The sequence below is a fragment of the Asaia spathodeae NBRC 105894 genome (assembly GCF_025994195.1).
GTDB lineage: Bacteria > Pseudomonadota > Alphaproteobacteria > Acetobacterales > Acetobacteraceae > Asaia > Asaia siamensis.
Map to the genome: position 1 here is coordinate 1 of NZ_BAPY01000010.1, position 13,999 is coordinate 13,999.

General features: G+C 61.1%; 13 protein-coding genes and 1 riboswitch. Of the genes, 10 read left to right on the forward strand and 3 right to left on the reverse strand.

The annotated features are described in order from the left end of the window. Both AA105894_RS07590 and AA105894_RS07595 read right to left on the reverse strand, forming a co-directional pair. On the reverse strand, positions 1–310 hold a 310-nt coding region (locus tag AA105894_RS07590), incomplete at its 3' end, for a hypothetical protein (RefSeq protein ID WP_267311189.1). Between the two features lie 173 nt (positions 311–483). Next, a complete protein-coding gene (locus AA105894_RS07595) occupies positions 484–1,113 on the reverse strand; it encodes a DUF721 domain-containing protein (RefSeq protein WP_267311190.1) in 630 nt (209 codons plus the stop codon). A 9-nt stretch (positions 1,114–1,122) separates the two neighbouring features. Between AA105894_RS07595 and AA105894_RS07600 the strand changes: the two genes are divergently transcribed. Beyond that, positions 1,123–2,184, forward strand: a complete 1,062-nt coding sequence (locus tag AA105894_RS07600; RefSeq protein WP_267311191.1) for an A/G-specific adenine glycosylase — start codon at positions 1,123–1,125, stop codon at positions 2,182–2,184. An 18-nt stretch (positions 2,185–2,202) separates the two neighbouring features. Continuing rightward, a complete protein-coding gene (locus AA105894_RS07605; protein ID WP_267311192.1) occupies positions 2,203–2,805 on the forward strand; it encodes a hypothetical protein in 603 nt (200 codons plus the stop codon). Here the strand turns inward: AA105894_RS07605 and AA105894_RS07610 are convergent. After that, entirely contained in the window at positions 2,800–4,254 is a 1,455-nt protein-coding gene (locus AA105894_RS07610) for a cryptochrome/photolyase family protein (protein WP_267311193.1), read from the reverse strand. The genes AA105894_RS07605 and AA105894_RS07610 overlap by 6 nt on opposite strands. A gap of 231 nt (positions 4,255–4,485) precedes the next feature. On the opposite strand from AA105894_RS07610, the gene AA105894_RS07615 reads away from it, so the two are divergent. The 8 genes from AA105894_RS07615 (at position 4,486) to AA105894_RS07650 (ending at position 13,685) form a co-directional block, all read left to right on the forward strand. Beyond that, the gene (locus AA105894_RS07615; RefSeq protein ID WP_267311194.1) at positions 4,486–4,680 is read left to right on the forward strand and encodes an entericidin; all 195 of its coding nucleotides are present in this window, start codon (positions 4,486–4,488) and stop codon (positions 4,678–4,680) included. 174 nt (positions 4,681–4,854) lie between these two features. Next, positions 4,855–5,003, forward strand: a riboswitch (FMN riboswitch). Positions 5,004–5,066: 63 nt separating this feature from the next. Next, positions 5,067–6,167: a bifunctional diaminohydroxyphosphoribosylaminopyrimidine deaminase/5-amino-6-(5-phosphoribosylamino)uracil reductase RibD gene (gene ribD / locus AA105894_RS07620; RefSeq protein WP_267311195.1), complete on the forward strand. Its 1,101-nt coding sequence runs from the start codon at positions 5,067–5,069 to the stop codon at positions 6,165–6,167. Continuing rightward, entirely contained in the window at positions 6,167–6,778 is a 612-nt protein-coding gene (locus AA105894_RS07625) for a riboflavin synthase (protein ID WP_267311196.1), read from the forward strand. The genes ribD and AA105894_RS07625 overlap by 1 nt, the downstream gene beginning before the upstream one ends. Further along, positions 6,775–8,064, forward strand: a complete 1,290-nt coding sequence (ribB, locus tag AA105894_RS07630) for a 3,4-dihydroxy-2-butanone-4-phosphate synthase (protein WP_267311197.1) — start codon at positions 6,775–6,777, stop codon at positions 8,062–8,064. Before AA105894_RS07625 ends, ribB begins: the two co-directional genes overlap by 4 nt. A 9-nt stretch (positions 8,065–8,073) precedes the next feature. Then, complete coding sequence (ribH, locus tag AA105894_RS07635; protein WP_267311198.1) at positions 8,074–8,547, forward strand: 6,7-dimethyl-8-ribityllumazine synthase; 474 nt, start codon at positions 8,074–8,076, stop codon at positions 8,545–8,547. A gap of 115 nt (positions 8,548–8,662) precedes the next feature. Next, positions 8,663–11,257, forward strand: a complete 2,595-nt coding sequence (locus AA105894_RS07640; protein WP_267311199.1) for an MMPL family transporter — start codon at positions 8,663–8,665, stop codon at positions 11,255–11,257. Positions 11,258–11,365: 108 nt separating this feature from the next. Then, complete coding sequence (locus AA105894_RS07645) at positions 11,366–12,823, forward strand: carbohydrate porin (RefSeq protein WP_267311200.1); 1,458 nt, start codon at positions 11,366–11,368, stop codon at positions 12,821–12,823. Between the two features lie 112 nt (positions 12,824–12,935). Beyond that, positions 12,936–13,685 carry an AIM24 family protein gene (locus tag AA105894_RS07650; protein ID WP_267311201.1) on the forward strand — a complete coding sequence of 250 codons (750 nt, stop codon included), beginning with the start codon at positions 12,936–12,938 and terminating at the stop codon, positions 13,683–13,685. The last annotated feature ends 314 nt before the right edge of the window (positions 13,686–13,999 follow it).

Consider the following 13,999-nt stretch of genomic DNA (forward strand, 5'->3'; position numbering starts at 1 on the left):
AGCCACCGCCCCATGGGCGACCCCAGCCACCGCCATAATAGCCTCCGCGACCGCCCCAGCCGCCAGGGCCTCCACCGCCGCGCCAACCGCCGGGCCCGCCGCCACCACGCCAGCCACCGGGTCCGCCGCCGCCGGGGCCTCCGCCATGCCAGCCACCGCCCGGTCCACCGCCTCCGCCACCATGGAAGCCGCCGCCCGGCCCGCCACCACCGTGGAAACCACCGCCGCCGCCCCGCTGCGCATGGGCAGAGAGGGGCATCAGCAGAGGCAGGGCAAGAAGAGCCGCCCTCAATCTGTATGAACCTTGCATGGCTTCAGTCTTCCCTTCCATGGAGAGCGGTAAAACGTCGCTTTCCGGTTTTTTTGCATATCGTGCCGAGTGGGGGCGGAATAAAGACGAAAGCGTAACTGCGCGATTTCGTTTCGTGACAAATGGTCGGCGCAGGCGAAAATCAGGCGGGGCAAGGGGTTTCTGGGCAGGGGTCAGCGCCGCGGTCTGCGCTTTATATGCCCCCCCAGACGCGCCAGAACGGCTTTCAGATCGCCTTCCTTCATGTCGGGTATGGAAACGGGTTGCGGCATGGGGCGAGCGGCCGGCGTGACAGGACGCACAATCGACGGATCCTGCAAGATCCTGAGTTTCCTGACCAGAATGGAGCCGTCATCGAAGCGCAGGTCGCGCCCACTGCGCAGGGGGCCGCAATGGGTATTGATCCGCTCGATAAGCTGGGGGGCCAGGTGCTGAAGCTCCAGCGCGACAGGCCCGGTGCAGGCAATTGTCAGCGTGCCTGCGCTGACCCGTCGGGGCTCCGTCTGCGCTGCAAGGGCGGGGCCTACGATTTCGGCCCAGTCGAGAATAAGCCTGATGGCTGGGGCTGCGCGTTTACTGAAGGCCGGTTTCGTGACCTGAGGCAGGATCGAGCCCAGAGCGCGCCCCGTCATGGCGCGGCGTTCCGGAGGACGTTCGGCAGCAGCCGGAGGGAGTGACTGCTTCTGAACGCCGGATCTGGCCGCTGGCCTGTCACTGCCGGGGCGAGATGGAGTCTTGTAGCGCGATGGTTTATCGGCAGCTGTGCGCGTCTGGGCCTTGTCCGAAGGCAAATCTCGCTTCATATCGCCGGGGTGACTCCTTCAGCTTCCGCACTTCTCGACTGGTATGCCCATCAAAGGCGTGTCTTGCCCTGGCGCGCTCTGCCCGGCCAGGTGGCCGATCCCTATGCCGTATGGCTGAGCGAGATCATGCTGCAGCAAACCACTGTGGTGACGGTTATGCCGTATTACGAGCGGTTTCTGAAGTGTTATCCCACCGTGCAGGATCTTGCCGAAGCGCCCTTGCAGGACGTTCTCGCTCTCTGGGCAGGGCTTGGCTATTATAGCCGCGCGCGCAATCTCCATGCCTGCGCGCAGGCTGTGGCAGCGCTTGGCGGGTTTCCTCCCGATGTTGCCGGGCTTCAGGCCTTGCCGGGCATCGGCGCCTATACGGCGCGCGCTGTTGCGGCAATTGCGTTTGGCGTGCCGGTCGTGCCGGTCGATGGCAATGTCGAGCGCATCACGTCGCGTCTGCATGCAGAAGACGCGCCCTTGCCAGGTGTGCGGCGCAGGCTGGACCATCTGGCCACTCTGCTCAATGACGACCCGGCAGCGCGCGCTGCACCGAGCGATTTTGCTCAGGCACTTTTCGATCTGGGGGCTGGTCTCTGCACGCCACGTCGTCCCTCCTGCCTCATGTGCCCCTGGCGCAGCGTGTGCAGGGCCTATGCCTCGGGAGAGCCGGAGCGTTTTCCGGTGCGCGCGCCTCGCAAGGCAAAGCCGGAACGACATGGCGTCGTGTTTCTTCTCCGGGATGATTCAGGGGCTGTCTGGCTGCGTCATCGCCCGGAAAAAGGTCTGCTCGGCGGGATGACGGAACTGCCCGGCACGTCCTGGCTGGACGAAGCACAGGATCTGGCGAGCGCGCTGGATGAGGCGCCAGTAGAGGCGCTGTGGAAAGAGGCTGGACAGATACGTCATGTTTTCACACATTTTACGCTGCATCTGAGGGTTATGATGGCGCGGGTGCCCGATTTCGGCGCGTTGCATAACCAGCCCGGTTTCGCCTGTCCGTCAGAGAGCCTTTCGCGTCAGGCTCTGCCCAGCGTGATGCAGAAATGTCTGACCGTCGCTGGTGCGACTGCTGCTGACTGAAGAAAGAGAGTTCCGTTCATGCTTTATGCGTCTGCCCGTTTCTGGCTTCTCGATTTCTTCGGTCAGGTTGTCGATCACGACCCGCTGCGCGATTGTCTGTTCTCGGTGACACCACCCCCCGGACGCTATCCAGGGCTCTTCTTCTTTGCCGACAACGCCTCGCTTGCCGAATTTACGGTGACCCTGCGCAAGGTCGTTTCCCTGCCCAGGCCAATCCCCCAGTTGCTTGCCAATCGCTTGCCGAGCGGCGTCGTTACCCTGCGGCGTATGGATGGCACGGGTCGTTATCTGCGCAGCATTGAAAACGAGGGGATCGATTTTCAGGCAACAGAGGCCAAAGACTGGGAGCAGTTTTTTATCCTCTCAGAGCCGATGATGCATAGCTACGCCATTCTCAGTCAGGCTGCGGTCAGCACGATCACCGATGAGCAAGGCGCCGTTCAGGCGCCCCTGCGCTTTGTGCAGGGCCATAACGGCCAGATTGGCGACAGGGTCTTTTCACTGGCCGCCAATCTTCCGGCACTTGAGGAAATTGCCAGTCTCGGGGCTGGTGCCGCTGCGCCGCTGGTTCTGAGCGCGCGAAACGGCGACTCTGTGACCCTGCAGATCACCCGGTCATGAGCCACGCGTCTTGCGATAGGCTGCCATGGCGCGATCGCGCCCGTCACTGAGCGAGACAATCGGTCTGGGATAGGTCTTGCCAATCTTGACGCCAGCTTTTTCCAACACCTCTGGTGCCGCATCCCAGGGGGCAGCGATGGCGTCATCAGGCAGTCTGGAAAGCTCGGGCACCCAGCGGCGGATGTAATCGCCCTTCGGGTCGAATTTATCCGTCTGGCGCAGGGGGTTGAAAATGCGAAAGAAGGGCGAGGCTTCAATCCCCGTTCCGGCGACCCACTGCCAGTTGACCGCATTGGATGCCGGGTCGGCGTCGATCAGGGTATCCCAGAACCAGTTCTCTCCTTCACGCCAGTCGATCAGCAGATGCTTTGCGAGAAATGAGGCCACGATCATGCGTGCCCGGTTATGCATCCAGCCCGTTTCCCAGAGCTGACGCATTCCGGCATCCACGACGGGAATACCGGTCTGCCCTCTCTGCCAGGCGGCGAGGTCTTTCTTGCTGTGGCGCCAGCCGAGAGAATCGAACTGTGATTTCAGATTGCGGTCTGGCAGATGCGGGTTGTGAAAGAGCGTGTACCACGAGAAATCGCGCCATCCGAGTTCCGAGAGATAGATCTCACGGTCTTCCTTGGCGCCCTTGTCGGCGCAGTAATGCCAGACCTGCCGCGGGGAAATGACCCCAAGGCGGAGATAAGGAGAAAGTCGTGAACTCTCCTCGGCTGCCATGTCGTTGCGGCCAGTCCCGTAATGGTCGAGCGGGCCGGCGGCGAAATCCTTCGCGATTTCCTGAGCGGCGTCTTCTCCGAATTCCCAGTATTCGGCCATCTTGCTGGCCCAGTCGGGTTGGGTCGGAAGCAGCGCCTTGCCAGTGTCGGCAGGCTTCAATGCCTTGCCAGCGTCTTTCAGAATGGCATCCCAGGATTTCAGCGCGCATTTTCCTGGCGTGGCAACCGGTTTGGAGGGGGTGCCCAGGGCCTTGAAGCCTTTCCACCATGCCGTGAAGATCTTGTATGGTGTTCCCGTCTTTGTGGTGACTGTCTCAGGCGCGCGCAGCAGTGTGCCATGCAGGCGGACCATTTCACTCCCTGCCTTTTCCAGCGCCGTGGCGATGGCATCGTCCTGATCGCGTGCCGCCTTCTGATAGCGGTGATGGCAATAGAGCTTTTCTGCGCCCGCTTTCTTCATCAGTTGCGGGATGAGCTTTGCCGGATCTCCTTCAAGAATGAGGCAGCTGCCGCCATGGGCTTCCACGCTCTTGCTGAAGGCAGTGAGGGTCTCATGCAGGAACCATTTCGATGCTCCCCCCGGGCTGCGCGTCGAGCCGGAACTATCGAGGATATAGACGCACAGACACTCGCCATGCGCATCAAGGGCTGCGTTCAGTGCGGGATGATCGGCAAGGCGGAGATCGTCCCTGAACCAGAGGAGGGCGGGTGAGGAATGGGCCATGAAGATCCTGATGCGGCAGCGATAAATCCGAGAGGGATGCAGGGGAAGCGCAGGAGATCAGGCCGGGTTCAGTAGTGAGGGCAAGAAGCCTCTCTTTTCCGTGAACAGACAAGGCCGCCCGTACACCGGCCGAAGCGTCAGACGCAAAAATCGTCTCTTTATGTAACTGTGAAAACCGTTTTCTGATCCGGGCGTTGAATGGCCCCAAACATTTTAATAGGGAAATGTTCCATGACCACGGTTTCCTTCCTCCGCACGGGTGCTCTTGCTGTTATGCTGGCTCTCCCGGCTCTTAGCCTCACCGCCTGCAACACGGTTGATGGCGCAGGGCGCGATGTCAGCTCCATCGGGCATAATGTGAGCAACGGCGCCAACGCCACGCAGGGCGCTATCCACAATTCGGTTCCGCAGGCAGCAACCCGCTGAACCCGGCTGTCCAGCCACGAATTATGAAAAAGGGGCGGGGTCATTTCCCGCCCTTTTTCATGTCTGCCGCATGGGATTTCCCGCGGTAGCCGGGCAGGCTCCGCGCCTGCTCTTGCAAATTGCGGCCAAGACAGCACATAGTAAGCGCCCGGTCATGAAGACCGGATTTATAATTGACGTTCTCGGGGCGGGGTGAAACTCCCCACCGGCGGTAGGTGCCTTGGCACGAGCCCGCGAGCGCCTTCGGCTTCAGAACCGGAGGGTCAGCAGATCCGGTCAGAACCCGGAGCCGACGGTCACAGTCCGGATGGAAGAGAACAGAAAACGCTCTCACCCTGGCGTGCCACGGTGAGAACGAGGGATGTTCGCGCCTGGGGACCGTCCTGATGGGATGGGACCGTATTGCTGTGCCGGGAGTTTTCTCCTCCAGACCTGACCTAGAGAAAGAGGCTCTTTCAGGGCCCGCTCTGGACGCCATCCGTCTGGGCTTCGACGCTGCGCTTGCTGAAGCTTCGCGCTATCTTGGCGCCACCTCTCCCAATCCCGCTGTTGGTTGTGCCCTGCTCGATCGCGAGGGGGAGATCCTTGTCACCGAGGCGCATCATCGCACAGGGGCGCGCCATGCCGAGGCGCTGGCGCTGCACAGGGCGCGAGAGCTCGCTGTAATCGATCGGGCGTCTACCGCGCTTGTGACGCTTGAACCCTGCAATCATGTCGGTCGCACGCCGCCTTGCAGCGAAGCCCTTCGTGACAGCCCGGTCAGCACGGTCTGGATCGGTATGCGCGACCCCAATCCTGTCGCCGGTGGCGGTATTGCCCGGCTGAGGCAGATGCCTGAAGGGCGCATAGTCCATCTTCTGGAAGATCATCCTGCGCTGGCCGAGACCTATCGAGCCTGCCAGTCGCTTATCGCGCCTTTCGCAACCAGGATCGTGAAGCAGCGGCCCTGGATCACGGTCAAACAGGCTTGCGACGCCAAGGGCTCGATGATCCCGCCTGAGGGCAAGACAACCTTCACCAGCCAGAATTCGCTCGAGATCGCCCACCGTCTCAGACGGGCAAGCGATGCGATCATCACGGGAATCGGCACGGTTCTGGCCGATCGCCCGCGCTTTACCGTGCGTCATGTTCCCGATCATGAAGACCGGGCGCCGCGTCTGGTGGTCGTCTGCGATCGTCAGGACCGGCTGCCGGATTCATGGCGGGAGATGATGATTGGAAGCGGCTACAAGGTGATCGTATCGCGCAATCTCGCCGAAATCCCGGCCCTTCTGGGAGATCACGGCGTGAACTGGGCCATGGTCGAGGCCGGACCGGCGCTTCTGACTGAAATCGAGACGCTCGGCCTGTGGGATGACTGGCTGACCATAAGAGCCTCGCATGAAGGCCCCGATCGATGTTCGGTGCGCTCCCACGGACCTTCTCCCTTGCGTTTCATACTTGATGAAGGGGCAAATCCCCTTCCTGCTGACAAGGCTGCATTCTGATGTTTTCAGGCATAATCGAGCATATCGGCCGTATCAGGACCGTCGAACCCCGTGACCAGGCAATCCTGCTTCAGGTCGAGACAGGTCTCTCGGACATGGATTTGGGTGAGAGCATTGCCGTCAACGGGGTCTGTCTGACGGTTGCCGCCTACGACTCGTCAGGACTCGCCGATTTCTTTGTCAGTGCCGAAACCCTGTCGCGCACCGCCCTAGGGCGACTGAAAGAAGCCTCACGCGTCAATCTCGAGCGGGCCAGCACACCCGCCACCCGTCTGTCAGGTCATATCGTTCAGGGCCATGTCGATGGTCTGGCCGAGTTTGTGGCAGTGCGGCCGGTCGGGGAATCCCATCATATCACGTTCCGTCTTCCGGCGGCCCTGCGCGGCTATGTGGTCGAAAAAGGCTCGATCGCGCTCGATGGCGTCAGCCTGACGGTCAATGAGGTGAGCGACGTGGCAGAGGGCAGTTTCACCATTGCGCTCATGATCATCCCTCACACCTGGGATCATACCGGGCTGTCCGAACTGACTCCTGGCGCGCCGGCCAATGTCGAGGTCGATGTTCTGGCCAAATATGTCGAGAGCCTGCTGAAATACGGGGTGCGGTCATGAGCACGACGCCGTCCTATCCGCTCGCCAGAGCCATTGCGGCTCTGCGTGACGGACGCATGGTGATGATGGTCGATGATGAAGGGCGCGAAAACGAGGGTGATCTCGTGATCGCAGCCCAGTTCGCGACAGCTGAGGCGGTCAATTTCATGGCGACCCATGCGCGGGGTCTGATCTGCCTGCCTCTCGAGGCCGAGCAGCTCGAACGTCTTGATCTGCCCATGATGCCCCGACGCGGCCATGATCCACGTGGAACAGCCTTCACCGTTTCCATCGAGGCGACGACGGGGATTACGACAGGCATCTCCGCTGCCGACAGGGCGCGCACGATCCAGCTTGCCGGTCATCCCGATGCCCGCCCTGAGGATATCAGCACACCGGGCCATATCTTTCCGCTGCGCGCCCATCCCGAAGGTACGGTCGCGCGCGATGGCCATACCGAAGGCGCTATCGATCTCGCCCGTCTTGCCGGGCTGCATCCGGCAGCGGTGATCTGCGAAGTGATGAGTGCCGATGGCACAATGGCGCGTCTGCCGGAGCTGCAGGAATTCGCGTCCCGTCACGACATGCCGGTCATCAGCATCGAAGAGATCGCGGCCTGGTGCCGTGTGCATGGGCGTGAGGCGCTGAGCGACCTTACGGTGCCAACACCTGTGCCCCCTGCGGTCGAACGCATTGCCGAAGCCGCGCTGCCGAGCGTCTATGGCGGGCATGACCTGCGCATCCAGGCGTTTCGTGCACCGGACGGCATCGAGCATGTGGCACTCGTCAAGGGCGATCTGACAAAGGGCGTGCCTCTCGTACGCCTGCACTCGGAATGCGTAACCGGCGACGCGCTGGGTTCCCTGCGTTGCGATTGCGGCCCGCAGCTTCGCGAGGCGCTCGAGCGGATTGCGGCGGCGCCGTCGGGTGCCCTCGTCTATCTGAGGGGGCATGAAGGCAGGGGCATTGGCCTTGGCAACAAGATCAGGGCTTATGCGCTTCAGGATGAGGGCAAGGACACGCTCGAGGCCAATCTCGAACTCGGCCTGCCCGGCGATGCGCGAGACTGGGTGACTGGGGCCGCTATTCTGGAACTGCTCGGCATTCATACCCTGACCCTGCTGACCAACAACCCCAGCAAGGTATCGGGTCTCGAGGCAGCGGGGCTGAAAGTCGTCAGTCAGGAGCGCCTCGAAGCCGGATCGAATCCGTTCAATCGCGCCTATCTTCATGCCAAACGTACCCGGATGGGACATCAGCTCAGTGATGTCTGGCCGGAACTCGTCGAGACTATGGTTCAGAAATAAGGATCACCCATGAGCAAGACCATCCCCGTCGCCCCCGATCTCAACCTGGTGCCGACCCCTAAGCTCGCTCTGCTCGTCAGCCGCTTCAACACCGATGTCACGCATGGTCTGCGCGACGGTGCGCTTGAATGGCTCGAAGAGCACGGCATTCGCGATGTCGACGTGTTCGATGCTCCCGGTGCTTTCGAACTGCCGCTCATGGCGCAGGCTCTCGCCAAGACCGGCACTTATGAGGGCGTGATCTGCCTTGGCTGCGTCATCAAGGGTGATACGGCCCATTTCGAGTTCATCAGCCTGGGTGCGACGATCGGAATCATGCAGGCGCAGCTTGCCACCGAGACGCCAATCTCGTTTGGCGTGCTCACCACCTATACCGACGAACAGGCTCAGGCCCGCTCGCGCAAGGATGTTCACAACAAGGGACGCGAGGCTTCTGCTGCCTGCGTCGAGACGCTTGCCTTCCTGCGCAACACGCGCAGCTGATCAAGGTGTTACAAGAGTGTGACGGATGAAGTTTCCCAATCGGGAGACAATGCTCTAAACCTGCCCGGACCGTGACGCCTTGGCGTCTCACCGTGGCAGGGTTCATCGCACTCCAATGCTAGCAAACTTCATCGGCTCGATCGTCTCGTTCTGCACAAGACGCGCCTGGTTCGTTATTCTCCTTTTCGCGCTTCTGACAGCGGGCAGCCTGTTTCTGACAGTGCAACGCCTTGGCGTGACGACCGATACTGATGAAATGTTTGCCGCCAGCCTGCCGTGGAAACAGCGCGGTGCCGAGCTGAGCCGCCTTTTCCCGCAGAATGACGACCTGATGGTCGCCATCATCAAGGCCGATATGCCCGAGCAGGGGCGGGCGACAGCGCGTGAACTGGCGAAGATCCTGCGCGCCGATCACAAGAATTTCCGCACGGTCAGACTGCCTGACGACTCACCCTTCCTGCAGAATCACGGGCTGCTCTATCTCGACAAGCCGGTTCTGGGGTCCTTGCTCGACTCCATCGTAGCCGCGCAGCCTTTTCTGGGCACCCTCTCGGCTGATCCCTCTGCCCGGGGGATCTTCTCGGCGCTCGGCCTGATGGGGGAGGGGCTGTCAGCCGGTGAGGACATTCCCGAAAGCTTCACCCCGGAGCTTCAGGGCTTTGCCTCTGCGCTTCGTGACGCGGCTCAGGGCCATCCCAAGGATCTCTCCTGGCAGAATCTTCTGGCGGGGCCGCTGGCCGACATGGCGGGCAATTATCAATATGTCATGACGCAGCCGCATCAGGATTTCGGTTCGCTCCAGCCGGGTGGCGAGGCGAGTGCTGCCATGCGCAAGGCCATCGACTCCCTGCCTTTCGTCAAGAGTGGCAACGCCATTGCGATGATCACAGGCCCGGTGCAGCTCAGCGATGAGGAATTCTCGACTGTCGCTCATGGCATGGGTCTCGGGCTGCTGACCTCTCTCGTTCTGGTGGCGTGCTGGCTGGTGCTGGCCGTGCGTTCGGTGCGTGTCATCGTGCCCATTCTCATCACGCTCGTGATTGGCCTGCTCCTGACCACCGGGTTTGCGGCCATCGCGGTCGGCAAGCTCAATCTGATCTCCGTCGCCTTTGCTGTGCTGTTTGTCGGTATTGCCGTCGATTTCGCCATCCAGTTTTCGGTACGTTTTCGTGGTCAGCGTCTGACATCGGGGGGCGAGATGTCACCGGCTGATGCGCTGGCCGAAACAGGGCGTGAAACGGGGCACCAGATTCTGGTCGCCTCGCTCGCGACAGCGGCGGGCTTCCTTGCTTTCGTGCCGACCAATTTCGTCGGTGTGGCGCAGCTGGGGCTGATCGCCGGTATTGGCATGATCATCGCCTTTCTCTGCACCATGACGCTGCTGCCTGCGCTGCTCTGCCTGTTCCGTGCGCGTCTGAGCCGTGGTGAGCCTGGCTTCAGGAAGCTGGCAGGGGTCGATCACTGGCTGCGTCATTATCGCAAGCTGGTGCTCGCCTTCTATGCCCTGCTGGCCATCGCCGGTCTGGCGCTCATTCCGCGTCTCAGCTTCGATGCCGATCCGCTGCATACCAAGAACCCCGATACCGAGGGTATGCGGGCGCTTCACCTGCTTGAGCAGGATCCTCGTGCGTCGCCCTATGACGGCGAGGTCATTGTGCCCAACCTCAGGATTGCGGCTGAGCGGGTGAAGCAGTTCGAGGCGCTGCCGAGTGTCTCGTCGGTCATGTGGCTTGGCATGTTCGTGCCCGAAAACCAGACCGAAAAACTGGCCATGATTCAGGATACGGCGTCGATCCTTCTGCCGACGCTTGTGGGGCAGGAGGTTGCGCCTGCTCCCGATGCCAATGCACTGCGCGCCAGTGCGGCGGCGGCGGCCAGCAAGCTTGGGGCTGTTCTCGACAAGACGGCGCCAGCTTCGCCCCTGCGCGACATCCAGAGATCTCTTGCCCTTCTCGCCAAGGCGCCGGATGCGCAGATTCTGGCGGCCAATACGGCGCTGACACGCTTCCTGCCTGAGCAGCTTTCGCAACTTGTGGATGTGCTTCAGCCGACCCCCGTGACGCTTGAGGGCATTCCCCAGGATATCGCGCGCGATTATGTGCTGCCTGACGGGCGTGCGCTGCTCAAGATCCTGCCAAAGGGACGTATGTCTGACAGCAAGGTGCTGTATCACTTCCTGAACGACATGCTTTCGGTCGACAAGAATACGGCAGGCACGGCGCTTGAGGTGGTCGAGAGCGCCCATACCATGGTTCATGCCTTCTCGACGGCGGCCCTCTCGGCTCTGGCCATGATTGCGATCATTCTTTTCGTCGCCCTGCGCCGTCTGCTGGATATGGTGCTCGTTCTGGCGCCCCTGATGCTGTCGGCCCTGCTGACGGTCATCCTGATCGTGACGGTACCCGAGACGTTGAACTTCGCCAATATCATCGCCCTGCCACTGCTTCTGGGCGTTGGCGTGTCGTTCAATATCTACTTCGTCATGAACTGGCGCGCTGGCATCAAAAGCCCGCTGACCTCGCCCACGGCGCGCGCTGTTCTTTTCTCGGCGCTCACCACCGGGACGGCTTTCGGCTCTCTGGCGGCATCGCAGCATCCGGGTACGGCAAGCATGGGGCGTCTGCTTCTGATGTCGCTGGCCTGTACGCTTCTGGCGACCCTGACCTTCATCCCGGCCCTGCTTCCCAAACGCAAGATCGATGCCGAATAAGAGTGAGTTGCCTATAAGGCAGAGCAGCTCCGCCTCAAAAGCGGGTGGCAGGCAGGGCTGACCGGTGCTAGGGACATGAGACTAACGTTTTCGTGAGCCCTGCCTATCGTGTCGAAATCCCTTTTTCGCTGGAGCCTCACGGCTGCCTGTCTGGCCGGGTTGACGGCGCCGCTGCCCGCCTGGGCCGGTGAGGACAGTGACGAAGAAACCGGGTCCGAACCCAGCTATCAGATCAATGATCCGTTTCCTGACCGGCAATTGCAGCCGACCAGTGTGCCGGCATTCGGCCAGCCAAAGGCTGTTTTCTACAATCCATACGGGCTGACAGACTGGCTGCGTCGTCATGGCATTGGCGTGTTGCTCGACAACATCAACGAATATGCGGCGGCGGTCACTGCGCCCACGAAAAATGTCGGCGATTACCGGCAAGGTTCGAGCAATGCCGGGCAATATGCCCTGTCCCTGAACGTGGACTGGGAGCGCATTGCCCATATCAAGGGCTTTGCCACCCATATGGTCGTGACCGGACGCTATGGGACGCCTGCCAACCGCATGTTTGGTGACTGGCTCAATCACTCATCCGAAATCTATGGCGGCGGCGGCAATGTGGTCGTGCATCTTGTCATGGCCTATGGCGAAGAGACGCTTTATGGCGGCAAGCTGTCGATTGCGGCCGGGCGTATGGCCGAACTTTCCGATTTTGCGGCCAGCCCGCTTTTCTGCACATTCCAGATCAATGCGATCTGCGGGCGACCGCGCGCCGCTGCCGATACGGGCTATGCGTCGACCTTCCCCGCCGGAAACTGGGGGCTGCGTGTGCGTGGTCGTCCCTTGCCGCAATCCTATATCCAGCTCGGCCTCTATCTGACTGAGGAGGGAATGTTCTCCTACGGGATGAACAGAAGCGGTTTCAAATTCAACAGTGCCTATATCAATGGCGTCAGGCTGCCGCTCGAACTGGGCTGGGAGCCCAAGATACGCAGTCATCTGCCCGGACATTACAAGATTGGCGTTGCCCTCACGACCGCCGCACTCTCGGATATCCATGAGGATGAATATGGCGAGCCTTACGTGCTGACCGGGGTAAGCCAGCGTCAACATCATGCCAGCCTGAATAGCTGGGTGATGATGGATCAGAAATTTGCGACCTACCGGCGTGATCGCTTCGGCAACGATTCAGATGCCGGCCTGACGGCGCTCTGGGGCTTTCTGTATAACGACAAGCATGTCGCACTGCGCAACTGGCAGGCCTATGGTGGCCTTATCAGCCGCGGTACTTTCGCCTCGCGACCGGAAGATACGATCGCGATGGTGTTCAGCTACACCGCTATTTCACCGGGCGTGCAGCGCACCGAGGAATTGCTGCGTGCGCAGGGCAAGACGCTGCCCTATCGTGCGACAGGCATCCAGCGCCATGCCATTGTGATGGAGGCCAATTATGGCTGGCACGCTTTTCGTGGCGTGTTGATGCAGCCGATGGTCCAGGCCTTCATCCGCCCCAACGGGCAGGGCAATCTGCGGGATGCGGTTCTTCTGGGCTTCAAGACCCATATCGAGTTCCTCTGACGGCGCCTGCCTGAAATTCCGCTTCAGAGAGCGGGAGTAGCCCATTTTTTCGCTGCATCGAACGCAGTGATCGTGCCAAGCTTTGTGTCTTACTGTTTCAGGAGACTCTCGCATGGACGCGCAAATTGACGGATCGCTTTTTCCGGTGCTTCGCATCGCGCTTCAGCCGGGCGAGCGCCTTGTGGCCGAGACGGGCGAACTCTCCTGGAAGAGCCCGCATGTGACCCTGAATACGAGCACGGCAGGGGCTGGCAATAGCGGGTTTTTCGGCTCGGTTTCTCGCATGATTGCAGGCGGTGGTCTCTTCATGACCGAATACCGTGCCGAAGGGGCGCCCGGCATGGTGGCTTTTGCCGCCAAAATTCCGGGTCATATCACCGAACATACGCTGGATGGGTCGCGCGCCTATCTCGTGCATCGTCACGGCTTCATCGCAGGTACGGAAGGGGTGCGCCTCGACCTCGCCTTTCAGCGCAAGCTCGGTGCGGGCCTGTTCGGCGGTGAGGGCTTCGTGCTGCAACGGATTTCGGGCTACGGCCAGTTCTGGGCCGAGCTTGGCGGTGAGATTATCGCGCATGATCTGGCGCCCGGTGAGCAGATAGACGTGCATCCCGGTCATGTCGGCATGTTTGAAGAGAGCGTTCAGTTCGACATCACCATGTTGCCCGGCATACGCAACAAGCTGTTCGGCGGCGACGGGCTGTTTCTCGCCAGACTGACCGGGCCGGGGCGCATCTGGCTGCAGACCCTGACCCTGTCCAATCTAGCAGGGGCGATCGGCCCCTATCTTGGCGCCACGGAGGCAAAAGGCGCGGCAGAAGGCACGCTGCTCGGTTCGCTCGTTCGCAAGGCCTTCGACTGATCCGGGACCATCGCGATTTGACCGACATCAGGGCAGTCGCACCTTGGCCAGTCGTGCCAGCAGCTTTTTCTCTGCCGGAGGATGCGCATAAAGCATCCGGAGAGGAACAGCGTCGTGCTCGAGTATCCAGGCCACTTCCAGATGATATCGGCTTCACGGAGATAGGTATTGGATGTGAGAGGCGCGATGACGATGCCGCCGACACGGGGATGGAATATCCCATATAGTTGCAGGCGCCAGCGCGTGTTGCATATGAAGACGTGAAAATGCTGCTCTGGCGTATAAAGGATGGATGTCTTCAGCCGTCGCGTCGC

Coding starts and splice junctions, on each gene's coding strand:
- AA105894_RS07595 (WP_267311190.1), bottom strand. CDS start 1,113: ATGAAGCGAGATTTGCCTTCGGACAAGGCCCAGACGCGCACAGCTGCC.
- ribH (WP_267311198.1), top strand. CDS start 8,074: ATGAGCAAGACCATCCCCGTCGCCCCCGATCTCAACCTGGTGCCGACC.
- AA105894_RS07605 (WP_267311192.1), top strand. CDS start 2,203: ATGCTTTATGCGTCTGCCCGTTTCTGGCTTCTCGATTTCTTCGGTCAG.
- AA105894_RS07650 (WP_267311201.1), top strand. CDS start 12,936: ATGGACGCGCAAATTGACGGATCGCTTTTTCCGGTGCTTCGCATCGCG.
- ribB (WP_267311197.1), top strand. CDS start 6,775: ATGAGCACGACGCCGTCCTATCCGCTCGCCAGAGCCATTGCGGCTCTG.
- ribD (WP_267311195.1), top strand. CDS start 5,067: ATGGGATGGGACCGTATTGCTGTGCCGGGAGTTTTCTCCTCCAGACCT.
- AA105894_RS07625 (WP_267311196.1), top strand. CDS start 6,167: ATGTTTTCAGGCATAATCGAGCATATCGGCCGTATCAGGACCGTCGAA.
- AA105894_RS07615 (WP_267311194.1), top strand. CDS start 4,486: ATGACCACGGTTTCCTTCCTCCGCACGGGTGCTCTTGCTGTTATGCTG.
- AA105894_RS07610 (WP_267311193.1), bottom strand. CDS start 4,254: ATGGCCCATTCCTCACCCGCCCTCCTCTGGTTCAGGGACGATCTCCGC.
- AA105894_RS07640 (WP_267311199.1), top strand. CDS start 8,663: ATGCTAGCAAACTTCATCGGCTCGATCGTCTCGTTCTGCACAAGACGC.